This window comes from Phenylobacterium sp., assembly GCF_025934275.1.
Classification (GTDB): Bacteria; Pseudomonadota; Alphaproteobacteria; order Caulobacterales; family Caulobacteraceae; genus Phenylobacterium.
Map to the genome: position 1 here is coordinate 1 of NZ_JAICYI010000064.1, position 20,423 is coordinate 20,423.

General features: G+C 71.9%; 26 protein-coding genes. 15 read left to right on the top strand and 11 right to left on the bottom strand.

Features of this window, described 5'->3' with window-relative positions; all coding sequences use genetic code 11:
• Positions 1-1,705: ATP-dependent DNA helicase (locus Q0W60_RS14665; protein ID WP_297696823.1), on the top strand; the 1,705-nt coding region annotated here is incomplete at its 5' end.
• On the opposite strand, the gene Q0W60_RS14670 is transcribed toward Q0W60_RS14665, so the two are convergent.
• From Q0W60_RS14670 to Q0W60_RS14685, 4 genes are all read right to left on the bottom strand, one after another.
• On the bottom strand, positions 1,659-2,627 hold the full coding sequence (locus Q0W60_RS14670; RefSeq protein ID WP_297696824.1) for a prephenate/arogenate dehydrogenase family protein: 969 nt from the start codon (positions 2,625-2,627) through the stop codon (positions 1,659-1,661). The genes Q0W60_RS14665 and Q0W60_RS14670 overlap by 47 nt on opposite strands.
• A gap of 3 nt (positions 2,628-2,630) precedes the next feature.
• A complete protein-coding gene (gene hisC, locus Q0W60_RS14675; protein ID WP_297696825.1) occupies positions 2,631-3,776 on the bottom strand; it encodes a histidinol-phosphate transaminase in 1,146 nt (381 codons plus the stop codon).
• A gap of 48 nt (positions 3,777-3,824) precedes the next feature.
• Positions 3,825-4,637, bottom strand: coding sequence for a chorismate mutase (locus Q0W60_RS14680; RefSeq protein WP_297696826.1), 813 nt, complete (start codon positions 4,635-4,637; stop codon positions 3,825-3,827).
• 98 nt (positions 4,638-4,735) lie between these two features.
• Entirely contained in the window at positions 4,736-5,845 is a 1,110-nt protein-coding gene (locus Q0W60_RS14685; protein WP_297696827.1) for a response regulator, read from the bottom strand.
• Positions 5,846-5,978: 133 nt separating this feature from the next.
• On the opposite strand from Q0W60_RS14685, the gene queC reads away from it, so the two are divergent.
• From queC to Q0W60_RS14705, 4 genes are all read left to right on the top strand, one after another.
• Complete coding sequence (queC, locus tag Q0W60_RS14690; RefSeq protein WP_297696828.1) at positions 5,979-6,701, top strand: 7-cyano-7-deazaguanine synthase QueC; 723 nt, start codon at positions 5,979-5,981, stop codon at positions 6,699-6,701.
• Positions 6,698-7,330 (top strand): 7-carboxy-7-deazaguanine synthase, encoded by a 633-nt coding sequence (gene queE, locus Q0W60_RS14695; protein ID WP_297696829.1) that lies wholly within the window; start codon positions 6,698-6,700, stop codon positions 7,328-7,330. The genes queC and queE overlap by 4 nt, the downstream gene beginning before the upstream one ends.
• 26 nt (positions 7,331-7,356) lie before the next feature.
• Complete coding sequence (locus Q0W60_RS14700) at positions 7,357-7,734, top strand: 6-carboxytetrahydropterin synthase (protein WP_297696830.1); 378 nt, start codon at positions 7,357-7,359, stop codon at positions 7,732-7,734.
• 111 nt (positions 7,735-7,845) lie between these two features.
• Positions 7,846-8,577, top strand: a complete 732-nt coding sequence (locus tag Q0W60_RS14705) for a hypothetical protein (RefSeq protein WP_297696831.1) — start codon at positions 7,846-7,848, stop codon at positions 8,575-8,577.
• Between the two features lie 22 nt (positions 8,578-8,599).
• Here the strand turns inward: Q0W60_RS14705 and Q0W60_RS14710 are convergent, their stop codons facing one another.
• From Q0W60_RS14710 to Q0W60_RS14725, 4 genes are all read right to left on the bottom strand, one after another.
• A complete protein-coding gene (locus Q0W60_RS14710) occupies positions 8,600-8,821 on the bottom strand; it encodes a hypothetical protein (protein ID WP_297696832.1) in 222 nt (73 codons plus the stop codon).
• A gap of 50 nt (positions 8,822-8,871) precedes the next feature.
• Complete coding sequence (locus Q0W60_RS14715; RefSeq protein ID WP_297696833.1) at positions 8,872-9,387, bottom strand: response regulator; 516 nt, start codon at positions 9,385-9,387, stop codon at positions 8,872-8,874.
• 192 nt (positions 9,388-9,579) lie between these two features.
• On the bottom strand, positions 9,580-10,710 hold the full coding sequence (gene aroC / locus Q0W60_RS14720) for a chorismate synthase (protein WP_297696834.1): 1,131 nt from the start codon (positions 10,708-10,710) through the stop codon (positions 9,580-9,582).
• A 58-nt stretch (positions 10,711-10,768) separates the two neighbouring features.
• On the bottom strand, positions 10,769-11,458 hold the full coding sequence (locus tag Q0W60_RS14725; protein ID WP_297696835.1) for a J domain-containing protein: 690 nt from the start codon (positions 11,456-11,458) through the stop codon (positions 10,769-10,771).
• 80 nt (positions 11,459-11,538) lie between these two features.
• On the opposite strand from Q0W60_RS14725, the gene pdxH reads away from it, so the two are divergent.
• The 10 genes from pdxH (at position 11,539) to Q0W60_RS14775 (ending at position 18,354) form a co-directional block, all read left to right on the top strand.
• The gene (gene pdxH / locus Q0W60_RS14730) at positions 11,539-12,204 is read left to right on the top strand and encodes a pyridoxamine 5'-phosphate oxidase (protein ID WP_297696836.1); all 666 of its coding nucleotides are present in this window, start codon (positions 11,539-11,541) and stop codon (positions 12,202-12,204) included.
• Positions 12,201-13,679: an AAA family ATPase gene (locus tag Q0W60_RS14735; RefSeq protein ID WP_297696837.1), complete on the top strand. Its 1,479-nt coding sequence runs from the start codon at positions 12,201-12,203 to the stop codon at positions 13,677-13,679. Before pdxH ends, Q0W60_RS14735 begins: the two co-directional genes overlap by 4 nt.
• A 79-nt stretch (positions 13,680-13,758) precedes the next feature.
• Complete coding sequence (locus Q0W60_RS14740) at positions 13,759-15,411, top strand: long-chain-fatty-acid--CoA ligase (protein ID WP_297696838.1); 1,653 nt, start codon at positions 13,759-13,761, stop codon at positions 15,409-15,411.
• A 141-nt stretch (positions 15,412-15,552) separates the two neighbouring features.
• Positions 15,553-15,915: a DUF6481 family protein gene (locus tag Q0W60_RS14745; protein ID WP_297696839.1), complete on the top strand. Its 363-nt coding sequence runs from the start codon at positions 15,553-15,555 to the stop codon at positions 15,913-15,915.
• A gap of 21 nt (positions 15,916-15,936) precedes the next feature.
• Complete coding sequence (locus Q0W60_RS14750) at positions 15,937-16,092, top strand: hypothetical protein (RefSeq protein WP_297696840.1); 156 nt, start codon at positions 15,937-15,939, stop codon at positions 16,090-16,092.
• A 9-nt stretch (positions 16,093-16,101) separates the two neighbouring features.
• Positions 16,102-16,359 carry a hypothetical protein gene (locus Q0W60_RS14755; RefSeq protein ID WP_297696841.1) on the top strand — a complete coding sequence of 86 codons (258 nt, stop codon included), beginning with the start codon at positions 16,102-16,104 and terminating at the stop codon, positions 16,357-16,359.
• Positions 16,360-16,382: 23 nt separating this feature from the next.
• Entirely contained in the window at positions 16,383-16,583 is a 201-nt protein-coding gene (locus tag Q0W60_RS14760) for a hypothetical protein (protein ID WP_297696847.1), read from the top strand.
• 30 nt (positions 16,584-16,613) lie between these two features.
• A complete protein-coding gene (locus Q0W60_RS14765) occupies positions 16,614-17,162 on the top strand; it encodes a DUF488 domain-containing protein (RefSeq protein WP_297696842.1) in 549 nt (182 codons plus the stop codon).
• An 84-nt stretch (positions 17,163-17,246) separates the two neighbouring features.
• The gene (locus tag Q0W60_RS14770) at positions 17,247-17,753 is read left to right on the top strand and encodes a DUF4440 domain-containing protein (protein WP_297696843.1); all 507 of its coding nucleotides are present in this window, start codon (positions 17,247-17,249) and stop codon (positions 17,751-17,753) included.
• Positions 17,754-17,895: 142 nt separating this feature from the next.
• Entirely contained in the window at positions 17,896-18,354 is a 459-nt protein-coding gene (locus tag Q0W60_RS14775) for a nuclease (protein ID WP_297696844.1), read from the top strand.
• 196 nt (positions 18,355-18,550) lie between these two features.
• Here Q0W60_RS14775 and Q0W60_RS17415 read toward each other — a convergent pair whose 3' ends face one another.
• The 3 genes from Q0W60_RS17415 to Q0W60_RS14790 all read right to left on the bottom strand — a co-directional run bounded on the left by Q0W60_RS17415 (position 18,551) and on the right by Q0W60_RS14790 (position 20,247).
• Positions 18,551-18,733: a hypothetical protein gene (locus Q0W60_RS17415; RefSeq protein WP_366075782.1), complete on the bottom strand. Its 183-nt coding sequence runs from the start codon at positions 18,731-18,733 to the stop codon at positions 18,551-18,553.
• A 31-nt stretch (positions 18,734-18,764) separates the two neighbouring features.
• Positions 18,765-19,337, bottom strand: coding sequence for an efflux RND transporter permease subunit (locus Q0W60_RS14785; RefSeq protein WP_297696845.1), 573 nt, complete (start codon positions 19,335-19,337; stop codon positions 18,765-18,767).
• Between the two features lie 313 nt (positions 19,338-19,650).
• Positions 19,651-20,247: a hypothetical protein gene (locus Q0W60_RS14790; RefSeq protein WP_297696846.1), complete on the bottom strand. Its 597-nt coding sequence runs from the start codon at positions 20,245-20,247 to the stop codon at positions 19,651-19,653.
• Positions 20,248-20,423: the final 176 nt, after the last annotated feature.

A 20,423-nucleotide genomic window follows, 5' to 3' on the forward strand; every position in this document is an offset into this window, starting at 1 on the left:
CGTCTCGCCGGCCGCCGCGGCCAGCCCCGGCAACCTGGTCGACCGCAGGGGCGAGTGCATCCACGCCGGCTGCCCGCACTACCGCGCCTGCTTCGTCGAGAAGGCGATCCGCGCCTCCAGGCGCGCCGACATCGTGATCGCCAACCATGCGCTGGTGATGACCCAGGCGGCGTTCGACGGGGCCCGCGCCGCGCGCGGCTCCAAGGCCGACGGCGAGACCAGCCTCCTCAAGCGCATCGTCTTCGACGAGGGCCACCACCTGTTCGACGCCGCCGACTCGGCCTTCTCCGCCGCCCTCTCGGGCGCCGAGGCCGCCGAGATGCGCCGCTGGATCCGCGGGCCGGAGGGGCGCGGCCGCCGCGGGCGGGGGCTGGAGGCGCGGCTGATGGACGTGCTGGGCGAGGCCGAGGAGGCCCGCGCCGCGCTCGTCCAGGCGACCCGCGCCGCCGCGGCGCTGCCGGGGGAGGGGTGGTCCGGGCGCATCTGCCCGCCGAACGGCGAGGTGAACCCGATCGGCCCGGTCGAGGCCTTCCTGGTCGCGGTGCTGGAGCAGCTGCGGGCGCGGGCCGCGCCCAGCGAGGTCGGCATGGAGTGCGCCGCCAGGCCCGCCCTCGACCTGGTCCGCGACACGGCGCGCGAGGCGGCCGCGGCGCTGGCGGCCGTCGAGGCGCCGCTCGTGGCGCTCGCCCGGCGCCTGGAGGACCTGCTCGACGCCGAGGCCGCCACGCTCGGCGCCGCCGAGCGCGCCCGCATCGAAGGCGCGCTGCGCGGCCTCGACCGCCGGGCCCGCATGATGCTGCCCGCCTGGCGCTCCATGCTGCGCGCCATCGACGAGGACGCCGAGGACGATCCCGACTTCGTCGACTGGTTCGACGCCACCTTCCTCTACGGCCGGGTGGTCGACGCGGCCTGCCGCCGCCACTGGGTCGATCCCACAGAGCCGCTGACCAACGCCGTCATCGCCCCGGCGCACGGCGTGCTGGTCACCTCGGCCACGCTCACCGACCCGACGCTCGACGATCCCTTCGCGCTCGCCGAGATGCGCACCGGCGCCGCGCGCCTCCCCGAACGGCCGAAGACCCTGAAGGTCGCCTCGCCGTTCGACTACCCGGCCAACGCCCGGGCCTACGTGGTCACCGACGTCGGCCGCGACGATCCCCGCCAGGTCGCCGCCGCCATGCGCGAGCTGTTCCTGGCCGCCGGCGGCGGCGGGCTCGGCCTGTTCACCGCCATCCGCCGGCTGAAGGCGGTGCACGAGCGGATCGCCGCGCCCCTCGCCGACAAGGGCCTGGCGCTCTACGCCCAGCACGTCGATCCGCTGGAGGTGGGCGCGCTCGTGGACATCTTCCGCGCCGAGGAGGACGCCTGCCTCCTGGGGACGGATGCGGTGCGCGACGGCGTCGACGTGCCGGGGCGGTCGCTCAGGCTGCTGGTCTTCGACCGCATCCCCTGGCCGCGCCCGGACATCCTGCACAAGGCCCGCCGCGCCCGCTTCGGCGGCAAGGCCTACGACGACGCGGTCGCCCGCGCCCGCATCGCCCAGGCGTTCGGCCGGCTGATCCGCCGCGCCGACGACAAGGGCTGCTTCGTCATGCTCGACGCCGCCGCGCCCAGCCGCCTGTTCTCCTCGCTGCCCGAGGGCCTCGAGCTGCAGCGCGTCAGCCTCGTGGAGGCGATCGAGGGGATTCAGGGCTTCCTTGGGTGACGAGGTCGCGGCCGAAGTTGGGGGCCGGGCTCTCCTGGCCGGCGGCGATGACGCCGCGCCGGATCTCGCGCGTTCGCGTGAAGAGCTCGAACAGCTTGTCCGCCTCGCCCCAGCGTATCGCCCGCGACAGCGCCTGCAGGTCTTCAGTAAACCGGCCGAGTATCTCCAGAACAGCTTCGCGGTTGGCGATGAAGATGTCTCGCCACATCGTGGGGTCTGACGCCGCTATACGCGTGAAGTCCCGGAACCCGCCCGCCGAATACTTCATCACTTCCGCCTGCGTGACCTCCTCCAGGTCCGCCGCCGTGCCCACGATGTTGTAGGCGATCAGGTGCGGCAGGTGGCTGGTCACCGCCAGGACCAGGTCGTGGTGCGTCTCGTCCATCCGCTCCACGTGGGCGCCCAGCGCGGTCCAGAAGTCCGCCAGCCGCTGCACCGCCTCCAGGTAGGGCTCGTCCTCCCGCCGCTGCGGCGTCAGGATGGTCCAGCGGCCGCGGAACAGCTCGGCGAAGCCGGCGTCCGGCCCCGACTGCTCCGTCCCGGCGATCGGGTGGCCCGGCACCGCGTGGACCGTCGCCGGCAGCGCCTTGGCCATCGCCTCGGCCACCGAGCCCTTCACCGAGCCCACGTCGGTCACCGTCGCCCCGGCCTTCAGGGCCTTGGCGATGGCCTGCGCCGTCTCGGCCATCGCCAGCACCGGCACGGCGAGCACCACCAGGTCGGCGTCCTTCACCGCCTCGGCCGCATCGGCGGTCACGCGGTCGCCCAGGCCGAGCTCGCTGGCGCGCTTGCGGACCGCCTCGGAGGCGTCGGCGACGGCGATCTCGCCCACCACGCCCGCCGCGCGCGCCGCCCGGATCAACGACGAGCCGATCAGCCCGCAGCCGATCACCGCCAGCTTGGGATAGATCACCTCGCCCATGCGTCAGCTCCGCATGAACTCGGCCAGCGCCTCGATCACCGCCCGGTTCTGCGCCTCCAGGCCGATCGTCAGCCGCAGGTGTCCCGGCAGGCCGTAGTTGTACAGCGTCCGCAGCAGCAGCCCGCGGGCCGACAGGAACGCCTCCGCCTCGGCCGCCGTGCGGCCGGGCGCCTGCGGGAAGCCGATCAGCAGGAAGTTCGCCGCCGAGGGGCCGACGACGTCGAGGCCCAGCCCGCCGAGCTGCTGTGTCAGCCATGGCCGCCAGCGCTCCACGAGCTCGATCGAGGCCTGCCTGAAGTCCTCGTCGCCGAGCGCCGCGGCGGCGGCGGCCTGCGCCGGGACGGTGGTGTTGAACGGCAGCCGGATGCGGTCGACGGCCTGGGTGATCTCCAGCGGCCCATAGGCCCAGCCGATCCGCAGGCCCGCAAGGCCGTAGAGCTTCGAGAAGGTGTGGGTCACCACCACGTTCGAGGCCGACCGGGCGAGCTCGAGGCCGTCGTCGAACGCGGGGTCCAGGCAGAACTCGCCGTACGCGCCGTCGAGCACCAGCACGACGCTCGGCGGCAGTCCCTCATGCAGTCGCCGCACCTCCGAGAACGGGATCCACGTGCCGGTGGGATTGCCGGGGTTGGCCAGGAACACCAGCCGCGTCCGCTCGTCCACGCACTTCAACACCTCGTCGACGTCGATGCGGAAGCCGGGCTCGGGGGCGGCGCGCACATCCGCCTGGCAGGCCCTGGCTCCGATGGCGAAGGCCGCGAAGGCGTACTGGCCCTGCACCATGTTGTCGCCCGGCTCGAGGAACACCTGGTTGAGGAGCGCGAAGATCTCGTCGGACCCGCAGCCGAAGATCAGCCGCTCCGGCTCCAGCCGGAACTTCTCCGCGATCGCCGCCCGCACGATCGAGGTCCTGGGGTCGGGATAGACCTGCAGGCTGTGGCGCGCCTCGGCGTAGGCCTCCAGCGCCTTCGGGCTGGAGCCCAGGGCGTTCTCGTTCGCCGAGAGCTTGACCGGGCGCTCGATCCCCTCCGCCTTGGCCTTGCCCGGCACGTAGGGATGGATCTCCAGGATGCCGGGCTTGGGCGTCGGACGATCGGCGCTGGCGCGGTCGGAGGCCGCGCCGGGAGCCTGGGAGGAGGACTGGGACATGCCGGACTTGCTGGAGGTGGTGGCCGAATACGGCCGAGGCGTCGCCTCTTACACGTCCAGCGGGCCCGGCGCAGCCCCGATCACGCCGGAAAGCTGGCCGGGCGCGCGGGCGAGCCTCGCATCGTCGGGCTGATAGAAGCCGGCCAGCATGAACAGCTTCAGCCCGCCCGCCTGGGCGAGCGGCGTCGCGGCCACCCCGTCGCGGCTGAGGGCCAGTTCGACGGCCGAGGCCGATTGCGGCGCGTCGGTGACCCAGAAGGTCTGGTCCTGGCCCGACGGCTCGACCTCCACCTCCGCCACGCCGAGCGCCGACAGCGGGCCCCAGGCGGCCAGGCAGGGCAGGGCGGCGAACACCCTGAGCTTCCGCTCCGCGAGCAACCGGCCCCACCAGGCGTTGTCGGGCGCGAGCGCCAGCACCGCCACGCCGCCGAGCTGACGGGCGGCCGCCAGGGCGTCCTCCGGGCGGCGGGCTTGCTTCAGGGCGGGCGCCGCGCCGAACCGCAACCGGGCGAGCTCCACCGCGCGGGCCGGATCGCCGCCGCCCCAGACGGCCAGGCTGAAGGGGCCCTGCACCATCAAACTCTCGCCGATCAGCTCGCGCCATATGCGCACCACCAGCGCCGGCGTCGCCCCGTGTCTCGGGCTCGCCAGCAGCTTGCGCAGCAGCTGCGCTTCGCGTGCGGGCCGCAGGCCGAACCTGCCCGCCTCGCCTGCCGCGGCCTTCGCGGCCGCCACGACGCTCGCCAGGCTCGCCCGCTCGTCGACCAGCCGCAGCAGCTCCGCGTCGATGGCGTCGATCCGCTCGCGCACCTCGGCCAGGGTCGGCGGCGGCGCGGGCATGCTCGGCTTGGCCTGGGCCATTTTCTCCCCCGGAACGAAGGCCCGCGACCTAGGTCATTGCGGCGGCGCGCGCAATAGGCCGTCTTGCCGCAAAATTGTTGCAGCCCTGACCGCCGGCGTCAGGCTGCAGCCCATTCCGGGCCGGCCCCGTCCAGCGCCTGCTGCAGCACCGCCAAAAGGTGCTCCGGCTTCATCGGTTTCTCCACCACCCCGTCCATTCCGGCCGCGAGGTAACCCGCGGCGTCGTCCGGGTCGGCGTTCGCCGTCAGGGCCACGATCGGCACGCCGCCGACGGCGCCCGGCAGGGCGCGGATCGCCCGGGCGGCCGAGACTCCGTCCATCCGCGGCATCTTGATGTCCATCAGCACCAGGTCGAAGCGCGCCGCCTGCACGGCGTCGATGGCCTCGATCCCGTCGTTCGCCGCCTCGCAGGTGCAATCGAACATCTCGCACAGCGCCTGGGCGACCATGCGGTTGGTGGCGTTGTCGTCGACGATCAGCACGTGCGCCGGTCGCGCCGTGAGCCGGCGCTCCTCCGCCGGCGCATCTTCGGCCCTCGGCAGGTTGAGCTCGAAGCGCACGCTGTGGCCGCCGCCCTCCTGGTTATCCGCCGCCAGTTCGCCGCCGAGGTCGAGGACGAACTGGCGCGCCAGCGCCACGCCCAGCGCCACCTCCAGGCCGAACCGGCTGTCCACCGTGCGGACCCGACTTTCCAGGTCCCGACCGCTCCAATCGGCGTCGGCGCCGCCGCGAACCTGCCCCTCGATGCGAGCCGTCGCCTCGTCGGCAGTCGCCCTCAGGCTCGCCTCGACGGCCCCGCGCCGCGCGCTCGCCACGGCCTCGCCGATGAATCCGTCCAAGGCCTGCACCAGTCGCCGGCGATCGGCGGTCACCTTCAGCTCCGGGTCGCCATCGTAGGAGACCAGCAGCGTCACCCCGCCCATCGCGGCGGTGGGCTGCCAGTGTTCCTGGATCTCGTCCATGAGGTCGCGCAGGCTGATCGTGTCGGTCGCTGCCGCCAGCCGCTCGGCGCGTATCGCCTGCAGCTCGAGGGCGGCGTCGAGCATCCGGCACACGGCCGCGGCGGCCTCGGCCACGCCGCTGGCGCAGGCCTGGGCGTCGGGCGTCAGCCTCTGGCGCGCGAGCTGTTCCGTCAGCGCCAGGATGCCGCTCATCTGCTGGCGGATATCGGCCGTGACGCGCTCGAAGATGAACTCGGGCAGGGACATGACGACCGGATCTGAAGGCGAGGGGGGGAGTATGCTCCCGAGCGCTTGCGAACTCGTTAAGCGCAGCGCTCCGCATCGCTGGGCCGCCGGGGCCGAGCTTCCGATTCCGTGGTCGAACGCGCATATGGGCGCCATGACCGATGCGAAGGGCGCCCTGGTGCTGTTCTCCGGCGGGCAGGACTCCGCGGTCTGCCTGGCCTGGGCGCTCGAGCGCCACGCGCGCGTCGAGACCGTGGGCTTCGACTACGGCCAGCGCCATGCGGTGGAGCTTCAGGCCCGCCAGGCGATGCGCGCCGCGATCGTGCGGGAGTTCCCGGCCTGGGCGGCGCGGCTGGGCGAGGACCACATGCTGGACCTGCGCGGCTTCGGCCAGGTCGCAGAGTCTGCGCTCACCGCCGAACGCGCCATCGAGATGACCGATAGGGGCCTGCCCTCGACCTTCGTGCCGGGCCGCAACCTCGCCTTCTTCGTCCATGCCGCCGCGCTCGCCGATCGCCGTAATCTGCAGGTGCTGGTCGGCGGCATGTGCGAGACCGACTTCTCCGGCTATCCGGACTGTCGGCGCGACACGCTCGACGCCATGCAGTCGGCGCTCAACCTCGGCATGGCCCAGGACTTCGCGATCGAGACCCCGCTGATGCGGCTCAGCAAGGCCGAGACCTGGGCGCTCGCCAAGCGCCTGGGCGGCGATGCGCTGGTCGAGATCGTCCGCGCCGAGAGCCACACCTGCTATCTCGGCGAGCGGCGGATCCGGCACGACTGGGGCTGCGGCTGCGGCGCCTGCCCCGCCTGCGAGCTGCGCGCCCGCGGCTGGCGCGAGTGGGTGGCGCAGGGGCGGCCTGCGATCGCCGCATGAGCTACGCGGTCAAGGAGATCTTCCTCACGCTGCAGGGCGAGGGCGCGCAGGCGGGCCGGGCGGCGGTGTTCTGCCGCTTCGCGGGCTGCAACCTGTGGTCCGGACGCGAAGAGGATCGGGCGGCCGCCGTCTGCACCTTCTGCGACACCCATTTCGTGGGCATGGATGGGCCCGGCGGCGGCCGCTTCGCTGGCGCCGAGGCGTTGGCCCAGGCGATCGAGCGGACCTGGCAGGGCGGCGCACGCGACCGCCTCGTCGTGCTGACCGGCGGCGAGCCGCTGCTGCAGGTGGACGAGCCCTTGATCGCAGCCCTGCACGCGCGCGGCTTCTCGATCGCGCTGGAGACCAACGGCACGATAGCCGTCCCGCCGGGCATCGACTGGATCTGCGTCAGCCCCAAGGCCGACGCCCCGCTCGCCCAGACCTCCGGCCAGGAGCTGAAGCTGGTCTATCCGCAGGCCGGCGTCGACCCGGCCCGTTTCGAGCCGCTGGCCTTCGAGCGGTTCCTCCTGCAGCCGATGGACGGGCCCGACCGTGAGGCCGCGACCCGCGCCGCCATTGACTATTGCCTAGCCCACCCTCGCTGGCGTTTAAGCCTGCAGACGCACAAATACCTGGGCATCGCCTGAGCCCGCTCGGCGCCCGATCGGACCTCATGAGCTCCCCCACCTTCGAGATCACCAAGGCCGCGACCTTCGATGCGGCGCACCACCTGCCGGCGGGCGGCCCGCAAGGCAGCCCCTACACGCGGCTGCACGGCCACTCGTTCCGCGTCGAGGCGACCGTCCGCGGCGAAGCCCAGCCGCCGGTGGGCTGGGTGACGGACCTCGCCCGGCTCGACCAGGCGCTGCGCGCCATCGCCGGCGAACTCGACCACGGCGTCCTCAACGAGAAGCCGGGCCTGGACAGTCCCACCCTCGAACGGCTCTGCCTCTATTTCGCCGAGCGGTTGCAGCCCGCTTTCCCGGGCCTCGCCCGCGTCGTCGTCTCCCGGCCCTCGGTCAACGAGAGCTGCGCGTTGGTGCTGGTCTGAATCGCAGGCCGCTCCGGTCGGGACCCGCAATATTCGCGCAACAAACCCCACCCAAACCCCGATTGGGCGCACGGCTGATCCAGGCGCTCGATCGGGCGGGAGGTGTCCGAGTTGGGTGCTGTGGGTCTGCTTGTCGCGGCGGCCGCCCTGGCGAGCGCGCAACCGCTCGCGGCCGCGTCTGCGGATGAGCTGCAGGCCGCCTTCCACACCGCGTTCCCGAGCCCGGTGCGGCATGTCCAGGAGCCCAGGAACCGCGGACTGCCCGCTCGACGGATCGACCTGTCGCTGACACCGGACGTCCTCGTCCCGATCGGCGCCGGGCGCTACGGCCTGGTGGTGCTCGAGACCGATGAGTTGGGCGCGCATTCCGATCCTGGCGCCATCGGCGTCGCCTATCTGCGGAAGACGGGCTCGGAGTGGTCGCTGGAATGGGTCTGGCCGGAATTCGCCTGGATCGGGAACACGGGACATCCGGCCGACGGGACGCAAGTGCTGCGCTTCATGCCGGTTCCGACCGTGGCGCTGTCGTCGCAATACGTCGGACAGGGGCAGCTCTCGACGACCGCCTGGATCGTCCGCCTCGGCGCGCGCGGTCCGGCGCTGCTCGGCAGCGTGCCGCTCGGCGGCGAACTGGAGCCGGACAACGGCTGCGACAGCTGTCAGTTCTACGCCTACAAAGCGCGCTTCGCGCCGGCCGGGCATGCGGGCGACGTGCTCTCCGTCGCCTATGCCGGGCGCATGCTGGTCGGCAAGCGCTGGACGCCGTTCCGCCAGCGGACCGATTATCGCGAGAGCGCAGGGGAGCTGAAGCCCACGCGCGCGCTCCACCTGCCGACACCCTGACTCCGGTCGGGGACGAGCACGCTTACGGCCCGTCATCCTTGTCCGGCTTCCCGCCGCCTGTCGCAGCGTCCACGGCGACGTGGCCCACGTGCACCGTCTCGCCGACCGCCTTGGCGGCCACGCCGACTGCGGCTCCGGTGACGCCGACGGCCGCCCCGGCGACGCTGGTGGCCAGGCAGCCGGCCAGCGCGAAGCCGCTCGCGGCCAGCGCGGCGGCGGTCAAGGCGATGGACGGGCGAGGCATGCGCAACTCCGGAACTCGGGCGCGCATCATGCCAGCAACCGGCGTCGCGCCTATTTGTCCTCCGGTGCGGCCTTTTGCTGCGCGGCGTCGCTCGCCCGCCGCCACGGCCCCTCGTGGTTCGGATCCTGCCGCCGCCGGCGGTCGGGGCCGAAATAGTCGCCGGCCCGAACGTATGGGCGCGGGTTCTCGACGATCTGTGTGATCCGCTCGATCACGCCGCGGGCGGTGAGCGGCTTGGCGAGGAACTCGTTGACCCCGGCGTCTCGCGCCTCGGCGACCCGCTGCATGGTGGAGTGGCCGGTGATCATCACCACCGGGCACATCTGGTTCGGGCTGTCCGGTGAGTTGCGCAGCAGGCGCACGAAATCGATGCCGTCCAAGGGCTGCATGGAAAGGTCGGTCATGACGATGTCGACCGCGTGGTTGCGCATCATCTGCAGCCCTTCGGCCCCATCGTTGGCCTCGTGGATCTCCTTCACGCCGATGGCGCGCAGGATCTCGGAGAGCAGCACCCGCATGTAGTGGTTGTCGTCGACGAGGAGGATGCGGAGCAGGTCGTATCGCACAGGGCGGCCGTTGCTGTTCTGTAGGATCGTTCCGAGAGACGTTAGGACCACTGACGGTACGGAATGTGGCGCTGAATTACGGACCTGCGACCTACCCGGTCAACCCGAAAACGACCGGCGGGTCTTTCGCCTAAACCCTTGTCGCGGGTGAATTATCCTTATGCAAGCGTGGCTTGTATCAACGACCCGACATCAGCCTCCCGCAAGCCGCGCGCTGGTCCCGGGCGCGAACTGTCCGCCGCCGGTCTGCCCGCGGTGCCGCAGGTAGGCGTCGGCGAGCACGCAGGCGACCATCGCCTCCACCACCGGCACGGCGCGGATGCCCACGCAGGGATCGTGGCGCCCTTTGGTGCGCAGCTCGATCTCCGTGTTCGCCTCGTCGATGCTGCGGCGCGGCGTCAGGATCGAGGAGGTGGGCTTGAACGCCACCCGCGCCGTCACCGGCTGGCCGCTGGAGATGCCGCCCAGGATGCCGCCCGCACGGTTGGACAGGAACACCGGGCCGTCGTTCCCGGCCCGCATCTCGTCGGCGTTCTCTTCGCCGGACAGGGCGGCGGCGGCGAAGCCGGCTCCGATCTCCACGCCCTTGGCGGCGTTGATCGACATCAGGGCGCCGGCGAGCTCGGCGTCGAGCTTGCCGTACACCGGCGCGCCCCAGCCGGGCGGCACGCCCAGCGCCTCGACCGCCACGATCGCGCCGGTGGAGGAGCCGGCTTTGCGGATCGTCTCCAGGTGCTCCTCCCAGACGGCGACCATCTCCGGGTCGGGACACCAGAAGGCGTTGTCGCTCGTCGCGGCCCAGTCGATGCGCGCCGGATCGACCGCGTGGGGCCCGATCTGCACCACGGCGCCGCGGATCGCCACCTGCGGGACGATTTTGCGGGCGATGGCGCCGGCCGCCACCCGCGCCGCGGTCTCGCGCGCCGACTGCCGGCCGCCTCCGCGGTAGTCGCGCACCCCGTACTTGGCGAAGTAGGTGTAGTCCGCATGCCCTGGCCGAAACGAGGTCGCGATCTCGGAATAGTCGCGGCTGCGCTGGTCGACGTTGTCGATGATCAGCGAGATCGGCGTGCCGGTGGTCACCGGCTCCGGGCGCCGCTCGTCGGAGAACACCCCCGACAGGATGCGCACCGCGTCCGGCTCCTGCCGCTGGGTGACGAACTTCCCCTGGCCGGGCCGGCGCTTGTCGAGAAACCCCTGGATGTCGGCCTCGGTCAGCGGGATACCCGGCGGGCAGCCGTCGACCACGCAGCCCAGCGCCGGCCCGTGGCTCTCGCCCCAGGTGGTCACGCGGAACAGGTGGCCGAAGGTGTTGTGGCTCATGCGCCGCCGCTTCTACCGGAAGCGGGGCGGCGCACCAAATGCGGCGGCGGCTTGCGCCTCAAGCCGCCCAGGCCGCCGAGAAGCGCTTGAGCAGGGCGCGGGCCGCCGAATCCAGCGGTCCGGCCTTGGGCGCGAGCCGCACGAACAGGTGGCCTTCCGGATGGCGGCCGCGGGCCGGCAGCCCCAGCCCCGGCGCGCGCAGCAGCCGCCGCTCGCCGGCGCGCTTGCTGATCCACAGCACCCGGCGGCCGATCGGGGTCACCACCGCCACGCGACCGCCCTCGGTCAGCGTCTCGGGCGCGACCGGCACGGTGATCCACAGGTCGTGGCCGCGCACCTGCATGTCGGGCGCATTGCGCACCACCACCTCCAGCATTCGGCCCTGGGCGCGAACCTGGTCGCCGTTGCGCAGGCCGACCGGACAGCGGATGCGCAGCTTGCGGCCGTCGGCCATGCGGTGCTCGGCGTAGCCGCCGCCCCAGGCCACCAGCGGTGTGATGTAGAGCCGGCCGGGCTCGTTCTTGGGCGGCAGCGGGTCGGACCAGGCGACGCCGGTGGCGCGCTCGAGCCGGCGGCAGGCCTCGACCAGCCGCTGGAACGGCTCGGCCGGGCCGCCGGTGCGGTCGGGATGGGCGCGCTTGGCGGCGCTGCGGAAGGCGCGGCGCACGTCCTGGGCGTCGGCCGCGGCGCCCACGCCCAGCAAGGCGCGGGCCTCGCTCAAGCTCATCTGGGGCTCGGCCTTGGCCATGAACCCGAAGCTTGCGCGCGCTGGGGTCAATGCCGCGTTAAACCTCGCCGATGCGAAGCGGCTCGGGCTATAGGGGCGCAATGATCGAGAAGCCGCCGATCCCGCCCTCGCCCAGCGAGGACGACTACGTCCGCCAGGTGGCGGCCGCCGAGCCGCCGCCGCAGCTTGCCGAAAGCGATCCCTTCGTCCTGTTCGCCGAATGGCTGACCGAAGCCCTGGCGAAGGAGCCCAACGACGGCAACGCCATGGCCCTGGCGACGGTCGACGCGGCGGGCCTGCCGGACGTGCGCATGGTGCTCCTGAAGGACGCCGACGAGCGCGGCTTCGTCTTCTACACCAACGTCGAGAGCGCCAAGGGCCGCCAGCTCGCCGCCAGCCCCAAGGCGGCGCTGCTGTTCCACTGGAAGTCGCTGCGCCGGCAGGTGCGCGCGCGCGGCGCCGTGACCCCGGTCAGCGAGGCCGAGGCCGACGCCTACTGGGCGACCCGCGCGCGGCCCGCCCAGCTCGGCGGCTGGGCGTCCGAGCAGTCGCGGCCGCTGCCCGACCGCATGGCGTTCGAGAATCGCATCGCCGAGTTCGGCCTGAAGTTCGGGCTCGGCAAGGTGCCGCGCCCGCCGCACTGGTCGGGCTTCCGCCTCGCCCCGCAGACGATCGAGTTCTGGCGCGACCGGCCGTTCCGGCTGCACGAGCGGCTGCTGTTCGAACGGGCGGGCGAGGCGTGGACCACCCAGCGGCTCTATCCTTGAGCGAGGAAGCCGAGGTCGCCCGCTGGCTCGCGGCGCGCGCGGAGCGGGTCATCGAGACGGCCTGCGCGCGGGTGTTCCTGGCGGGCGAAACGGCCTTCAAGGTCAAGCGCCACGTCGACCTGGGCTACGTCGACTTCACGACGGCCGAGCGGCGCAACTGGGCGCTGGAGCGCGAGCTCGCGTTCAACAAGGCGGCCGCGCCCGACATCTACCGCGCGCTTCGCCGGATCACCCGCGAGCCCGATGGGAGCCTCGCCCTCGACGGCGTCGGCGAGACGGTCGAGACCGTCTTGGAGATGCGCCGCTTCGCCGACGACGCCTTGCTCGCCGCCCATCCCGAGCGGGTCGACGGAGAAACCGCCGAGGCGCTCGGCCGCGCCATCGCCGGCTTCCATGCCGCAGCGCCCGTCCGGCTCACCGGGGGGGTGAGCTCGATGGCGTTCACCGTCGGCTCCAACGCTCAGCTCCTCACCGAGCTCGCGCCGGTGCTTGGCGCCGAGCCCGTCCGGCGCCTGGTCGCGCTCACCGCCGCCGAGCTCGATCGCCAGGCGAGCCTGCTAGCCGCCCGCACGCGCGAGGGCTTCGCCCGCCGCTGCCACGGCGACCTGCACCTCGGCAACATCATCGTCGAGCACGGCCGGCCGATCCTCTTCGACTGCATCGAGTTCAACGACCTGCTCTCCGACATCGACGTCCTCTACGACCTCGCCTTCCTGCTGATGGACCTGGACTTCCGCGGCCGTCGCGAGGCTGCGGCCCGGGTGCTGGCCGCCTGGCTGGACCAGGCCGCGCGCAGCTTTCCCGAGACGATCTGGGAGGGGCTCGCCGCCCTGCCGCTGATGCTCTCCGTCCGGGCGGCCGTGCGAGCCCACGTCCAGGCCCACGCCGACGATGCGGAAGGCGCCCGCGCCTATCTCGCGACCGCCATCGCCCACCTGTCGCCCGCGCCGCCGCTGCTGGCGGCGGTCGGCGGCGCCTCAGGCGCCGGCAAGACCACCTTCGCCCGCGCGATCGCTCCCGCCTTCGGCGCCTCGCCGGGCGCGGTCGTCCTGCGCACCGACGAGATCCGCAAGCGCCTGGCGGGCGCGGGTCCCACCGACCGGTTGCCCCGCGACACCTACACGCCGGCTTTCTACGCCAGGGTCTACGACACCCTGTTCGCCGAGGCCGGCGCCATGCTCCGCGCCGGCCGCGCGGTGGTGCTGGACGCCACCTTCATCGAGCCGGACCTGCGCCGCCGCGCCGAGGACCTGGCTCGGGCGGCCGCCGTGCCGTTCCGACCGATGTTCCTGCACGCGGCCGAAGCCGTGCTCGAATCCCGGGTCGCCGCCCGTGTCGGCGACGCCTCCGACGCCGACCTCCAGGTGCTGCGCGATCAGCTCGAGCGCCTCGCCGAGACGTCCGTCGGCTGGCCGCGCGTCGAGACTGGCGAGGATGTGGCGCAGGCCGCCGCCGCCTGGCTCGCCCGGACGTAAGGCGGCCCACGTTGCTTATCGCGGTTCAGGAAACTAACCTGCCGAAAAGCCTGAGGAAGCCCACCGGGAGAATTCTGCGATGCTCGGCCTGATGCAGGACTGGCCGCTTACGGTCGACAAGATCCTCGACCATGCCGCCAGGTGGCACGGCGAGGTGGAGATCGTCTCCCGCTCGGTCGAGGGCCCGATCGTCCGCACCACCTACGCCCAGGCGCATGAGCGCGCCCGGCGGCTTTCCGGCGCGCTCGCCGGTCTCGGCGTGAAGCCGGGTGACCGCATCGCCACCCTGGCCTGGAACACCGCCCGGCACCTGGAGGCCTGGTACGCCATCATGGGCATGGGCGCGGTCTGCCACACGCTGAATCCGCGACTGTTCGCCGACCAGCTCTGCTACATCATCAACCACGCCGAAGATAAGATCATCTTCACCGACCTCACCTTCGTGCCGACGCTGATCGAGCACCGTGCCAAGATGCCGACGGTGAAGCATTTCGTGGTGATGACCGACGAGGCGCACATGGCTGCGGCCGCCGGCCTCGAGGGCGCCGTCTGCTTCGAGACGCTGGTCGCCGGCGGCTCGCCCGACGTCGCCTGGGGCGGCTTCGACGAGAACACCGCCTGCGGCCTCTGCTACACCTCCGGCACGACCGGCAACCCCAAGGGCGTGCTCTACTCGCACCGGTCCAACTTCCTGCACACCCTGGTGACGCTCGCCTCCGACGTCATGGGTTTCTCGGCGCGGGACACCATCCTGCCGGTCGTCCCGATGTTCCACGCCAACGCCTGGGGGATCGCCTTCTCGGCCCCGGCGGTCGGGGCCAAGCTGGTCATGCCGGGCGCCAAGCTCGACGGCGCCTCGGTCTACGAGCTGTTGGAGAGCGAGCGCGTCACCTTCTCCGCCGCCGTGCCCACCGTCTGGCAGATGCTGCTCAGCGAGCTGCGGGACAAGCAGGCGAAGCTCTCCACGCTGAAGCGCGTGGTGATCGGCGGCTCGGCGGTGCCGGAGGCGATCGTCCGCGGCTTCCGCGACGAGTTCGGCGTCGACGTCACACACGCGTGGGGCATGACCGAGATGAGCCCGCTCGGCACGCTCTCGGCCCCCAACCAGGCGACCCTGGGCCTCGATCCGGAAGGCCAGGTCCGCCTGAAGCTGAAGCAGGGCCGCGCGCCGCTCGGCGTCGACATGGAGATCGAGGACGACGCCGACCATCCGCTGCCGCACGACGGCAAGACCTTCGGCCGACTGAAGGTCAAGGGTCCCTTCATCGCCCGCGAATACTTCAAGGGCGAGGGCGGCCGGATCCTCGACGACCACGGCTTCTTCGACACCGGCGATGTCGCCACCATCGACGAGGCCGGCTTCATGCAGATCACCGACCGCGCCAAGGACGTGATCAAGTCCGGCGGCGAGTGGATATCCTCCATCGAGATCGAGAACCTCGCCGTCGGCCACCCCAAGGCGGCCATCGCCGCGGTGATCGGCGCGGCGCACCCGAAGTGGGACGAGCGGCCGGTCCTCCTGGTCAAGCTCAAGGAGGGCGAGACCGCCAGCAAGGAGGAGTTCCTGAGCTTTCTCGAAGGCAAGATCGCCAAGTGGTGGATGCCCGACGACGTGGTGTTCGTCGACGACATCCCCCTCGGCGCCACCGGCAAGATCGACAAGAAGCTGATCCGCGACCGGATGAAGGCCTACGTCCTGCCGACCGCCCAGCCCGCCAAGGAGAGCGCTTAGCCCGAACGTCCAAGCCCGGAGGAGCGGCCGACCGGCGCTGCCGCTGGCGCCCCGCCCGCCGGGCGCCCATCTAGAGGGGCCACGGCCCCGCCGCCTCGACCGCGCGGTCCCTTCGCCCCACTCGGAAGCTCGACACCCTCCATGACCCAGGACATCGCCGGCGCGGGCTTCTCGGACAGGCTGAAGAGGGCGGCCGACGCCAGGCAGGCGCGGCTCGCCAAGTTTCGCCCGCAGCCGACGGTCACCGATCCCTCGGCGCCGTCCAGGGCGGCGCTGAAGAAAGCGGCGCTGGACCAGGTCCGCAGGCTCCGGGTCGAGGCGAAGTCCGCCAGGAAGCTGGCCGCCGCGCAGGCGATCGAGGCGACCCGGCTGGCGCAGGACTCCGCCGCCGCCGCCGAGCTCGACGCCAAGCGCGGCGCGCGCAAAGAGCGCAAGGCCCTCACCAAGGCCGAGGCCAAGGCCAAGCGCGACTCCCGCTATGCTGCGCGCAAAGCCCGGCAATAGCGCCGCACTGGAACCCGCCCGATGGCCCGCAAACCCAACTACCAGTTCGAACGCGCCGAACGCGACCGCGCCAAGGCCGCCAAGGCCGCCCAGAAGGCCGCCGCCAAGGCGGAGCAGCGCGACCGCGCTCGGGCGACCGACCCGGACGCCGAGCCCGATCCCGATCCGAAGGCCTAGCGGGATCCCATGCCGAGCAAGGCCAGCTACAATCACGAGTCCGTCGCCCTGGACGGCGAAACCTTCGCCCAGTGCGAGTTCCGCGCCTGCCGGCTCATCTACTCGGGCGGCGAGCCGCCGCGCTTCGACGATTGCCGGTTCGAGGATTGCGAGTGGAAGCTCGCCGGCCCGGCGGCGCTCACGCTCACCCACCTGCGCGGCATGTGGAACGCTGGCGCCAAGGCCCCCGTCCAGGCCATGATCAAGGAGATCACCGGAACGCGGTGAGGCCAGTGAATCGAGGCGTGTCGATGGAGGATCTCACCGAGCTGCAGTTGCACACCCTGCAGCTGCTCGCCCGCAAGCAGGCCGGCGAGTCCGTCGCCTTCGTCAACATTGCGGCCGCCCGGGCGCTGAGCGACATGGGTCTCGCAGAGCGCAGCCACGAGGGCTGGGACATCACCCCGAGAGGCAGCTCCGAGCTCGCCCGCCGCGCCGGGCCCCTGGTCTGAGGATGTCCGGCCGGCCGGAGCGCGCCTGATTTGCCGAGCAGCCCGCCTTACTTCACCATCGGTCATTCGACCCGTTCGCTCGGGGAGTTTGCGGACCTGCTCGTCGCCTCCGGGATCGAGCTGGTCGTCGATGTGCGCGCCATCCCACGCTCGCGCGCCAACCCGCAGTTCAACCAGGACATCCTGCCCGCTTCGCTGGCCGCCTACGCGATCGGCTACGAACACCTGGCCGAGCTCGGCGGGTTGCGCGCCCGCCAGCGGACGGCCGAGGGCTCGCCCAACGCGCTCTGGACCAACGCGAGCTTCCGCAACTACGCCGACTACGCCCTGACGGAGGGGTTCCGCGGCGGCCTGGAGCGTCTGCGCGCGCTCGGCCGGCGCCGTTGCGCGATCATGTGCGCCGAAGCGGTGTGGTGGCGGTGCCACCGCCGGATCATCGCCGACTACCTGATCGCCGGGCGCGAGGCCGTCTTCCACATCCTGGGCCCTGGCCACGTCGACCCCGCGACCCTGACGCCGGGCGCCTCGGTGCGTCCTGACGGACGCGTGCTCTATCCGGCCCCGCCGCCGGCCGCCTGACGAGCCAGGACGCGCGAGGCTCGACTTGCCAACGCGGGTGTCCGGCATGAAGCTCGGCTGGACGACCTTCGAGGGCAGGTCCCCATGACTATCCTCCTGTCGCGTGCGCGCCCCCGCGTCCTGTGGCTCCCGTTCGCGCTCCTGCTGGCCTCGGCGACCGCAGCGGCCGCCACGCCTGAGCCGACAAACGCCGCCGTCGCCGCCGTCATCAAGGCCGATGTCGCGAAGATGGTCGCCGGCATCAACGCCCACGACGTGGCGCGCGCCACCGCCTTCGACGCCGCGGACCTGGTCTCCATGGAGAGCGGCCGGCCGCCCTCGATCGGCGCGCAGGCCGACAGGGAAGGACTCGGCGCGGCGTTCAGATATGCGCCGGAGTGGCGCCTGGTGCTGATCGAGGAGACCGTCGATGTCGCCTCGGCCGGCGACATGGCCGTTTACCGCTCGACCTACGACGAGAACAGCGTTGAGCAGGGACGCCCGTTCACCCACCACGTGAACTACATCGCCGGCTTCCGGCGCGACCCTGACGGCGCCTGGCGGGTCCACTGGTCGGTCGTCTGCGCCCAGACGCCGTCGCATCCGAAGTGACCGGCTCGGGCAGCGACCTGGGTCACATCTGCGTCTGAGGCGCCGACGCTACCGTAGCTCCGCACGACAGAGCCTTCGGCGCCGCCGCACCGATCGTCGGGAACCCAAGGCTCCGCACGTCCTCGCTGCAGGAGCACGGACCATGCGCGACCGCCTCTTCTTCGCCCTCGCCGCCGCCTCGCTCGGCGTTTCGGCCTGCGTGCCGAACGCGTCCTTCGAGGCCGACAGCCCGCTCGCGGAAACCCATGCCGTCCAGGTGCTGGCCGGCGACCGCATGGTGATCGACGGCCAGAGTCTCACGCTCGCCGACGCCCAGGCCCCGCGCCCCGCGCCGCAGGCCGCCTGCCGCGCCGAGGCCGCCGCCGCCGGCCAGGCGCTCGCAGCCGCCCGCGCCGCGCTGGCCGGCGCGCGGCATGTGGACGTGCGCCGCACGGACGCCCCCGGCGATCTGCGGCTCGTCAACCTCGACGGCCTCGATCTCGGCCAGACGCTGATCGCCCAAGGCTTCGCCGTCGACCGCGGCGCCGGCCCGATGGACTGGTGCCTGCGCGCCGACAATCAGGCCCGCCTCGGTCTCGCCACCCTCGCCCCGCGCGGCTGAGCACGCCGGGCGCGACGCTTGTCCGGCGCCCCGAGAGGCAGGCGCTGATCTAGCCTCCTGAGTAGAGTCTGCAGAGCGCCTCGATCATCCGCACCGCCGCCGGATCGCTCAGGCTGTAGTAGATCGTCTGGCCGTCGCGGCGGGCGGCCACCACGCCTTCCGCGCGGAGCTTCGACAGGTGCTGCGAGGTCGCCGATTACGCCAGGCCGGCATAGTGGGCGAGCTCATTCACCGAGGCTTCGCCCTCGCCCAGGCGGCAGAGCATGCGCAGGCGGTGTTCACTGGCGAACAGCCGTAACAGCCGCGCGGCCACGGCGGCCCTGTCGTTCAGGGCCTCGAGCTGCTCCGCCGCAGGCAGGTGCGTAGGGTTGGCGGCCATCGCTCCTAGTTAAGCCAGGAGGAGCCCGGCGTCATGCCGCCGCCTTTAGCCGCTGGGCCTCGCTCACCGCGGGGGCGGAGCCCGCCGGGCGCCCATCGTCCCTCAGCACCACGTAGATCGCCGGGATCACGAGCACGGTCAGCAGGGTGGACGAGGCCAGGCCGAACAGCAGGCTGATCGCCAGCCCCTGGAAGATCGGATCGAACAGGATCACCGCTGCGCCGATCATGGCGGCCAAAGCCGTGAGCAGGATCGGCTTGAAGCGGATCGCGCCGGCCTCCAGCAGCACGTCGCGCAGCGCCCGCCCCTCGCCCTTGGCATGGCGGATGAAGTCCACCAGCAGGATGGAGTTGCGCACGATGATGCCGGCCAGGGCTATGAAGCCGATCATCGAGGTGGCCGTGAACGGCGCGTGGAAGACGATGTGGCCGGGCACGATCCCCACCAGCGTGAGCGGGATCGGCGTCAGGATCACCAGCGGCAGGCGGAAGCTGCGGAACTGGGCGACCACCAGCACATAGATGCCGAGGATCGCGACGCCGAACGCCGCCCCCATGTCGCGGAACGTGACCCAGGTGATCTCCCACTCCCCGTCCCACAGCACCGTGGGCCGGGACTCGTCCTGCGGCTGGCCCGCAGCGGCTGGAAGGTGGCGGCGGATCGCATCGCCGATTTGCGGCGTTAGCCGGGCTCACCGGTGCGCCGCTTGCCTTCGAGAGGTTCGCAAGCTTCGCAGTTTTCAAAGCCCGAGCACCGCGCGCTCTTCCGTGAAGGCGTGTTGCAAGCTGAAGCTTTGGCCGCAAGGGCCGCCTTGAACCCAATCTCAGTGCGCTTCTCCCTCCGCCCCAAGGATCGGCCGGCAGGCGGTGCCCTGGATGGCCGCTCCGAAGAACGGCCGCGGCGTCAGACCTGCCGCTTTAGCGGTGTCGATCACCTGTTGGCCAAGCTGACGGATGTCGCTGGAGCCCGTACGCGCGCTGCAAGGCGGACACCAAGGTGGGACGCAAGTCGGTGCGGAGTATGGCTGGGCCCAATTCCAGCGCGCGCAAGTCGGACCAGACGTAGTGCTCGTGGCGCTCCATGTCGTCGAGGATGGCGAGCCGCGTGTAAAAGGCGGCTTGCTCCTCTTGCGCCCTCTCCGGCTGGCGGCTGAAGCGACCGCTGTTGAGGTTGGCCTGCCAGCGCTGGGCGACGAGAGCCACGTCGCCGGGGTCGCCGATGAACAGGCCAGCCGGGGGCGGCTTGCCGTCTTCCCACGCCGCCAGCAGGGTTGAGATTGCGTGCAGGCGGGCGTCGTCGCAATGCTGCTGCGCGAGACGATACGCGACGCGGTTCAGGTCCTCCTGCATCTCCGCGACAATCGCCGCATGGGCCTCCACGGCGAGGCTGTGCTCGCGCGCCGCCTCGACGGACTGCTCGAGGGCGAGCGCGATCAGAATGCCAAGCATGATCGTGCCAAGCTCCTTACCGAACTCGCGCCAGCCGTGCCACGGCTTCGGATTGTGGATCTCCACGCCCTCGCTCCCCCCGAAGCGAAACCAAGTGAAAGCTAGGGCGTAGCACGGTTCTCGGGAAGGTCGGCGACGGGTCGGAAGCGGTAATTGGCTCTCTTCCCGTAGCCGGACGTTGGCAGTCGCCGCTCCGGGTCGGACCTCGCCAACGTCGCCTGAGGGCGGAGAGCGGACCTGGC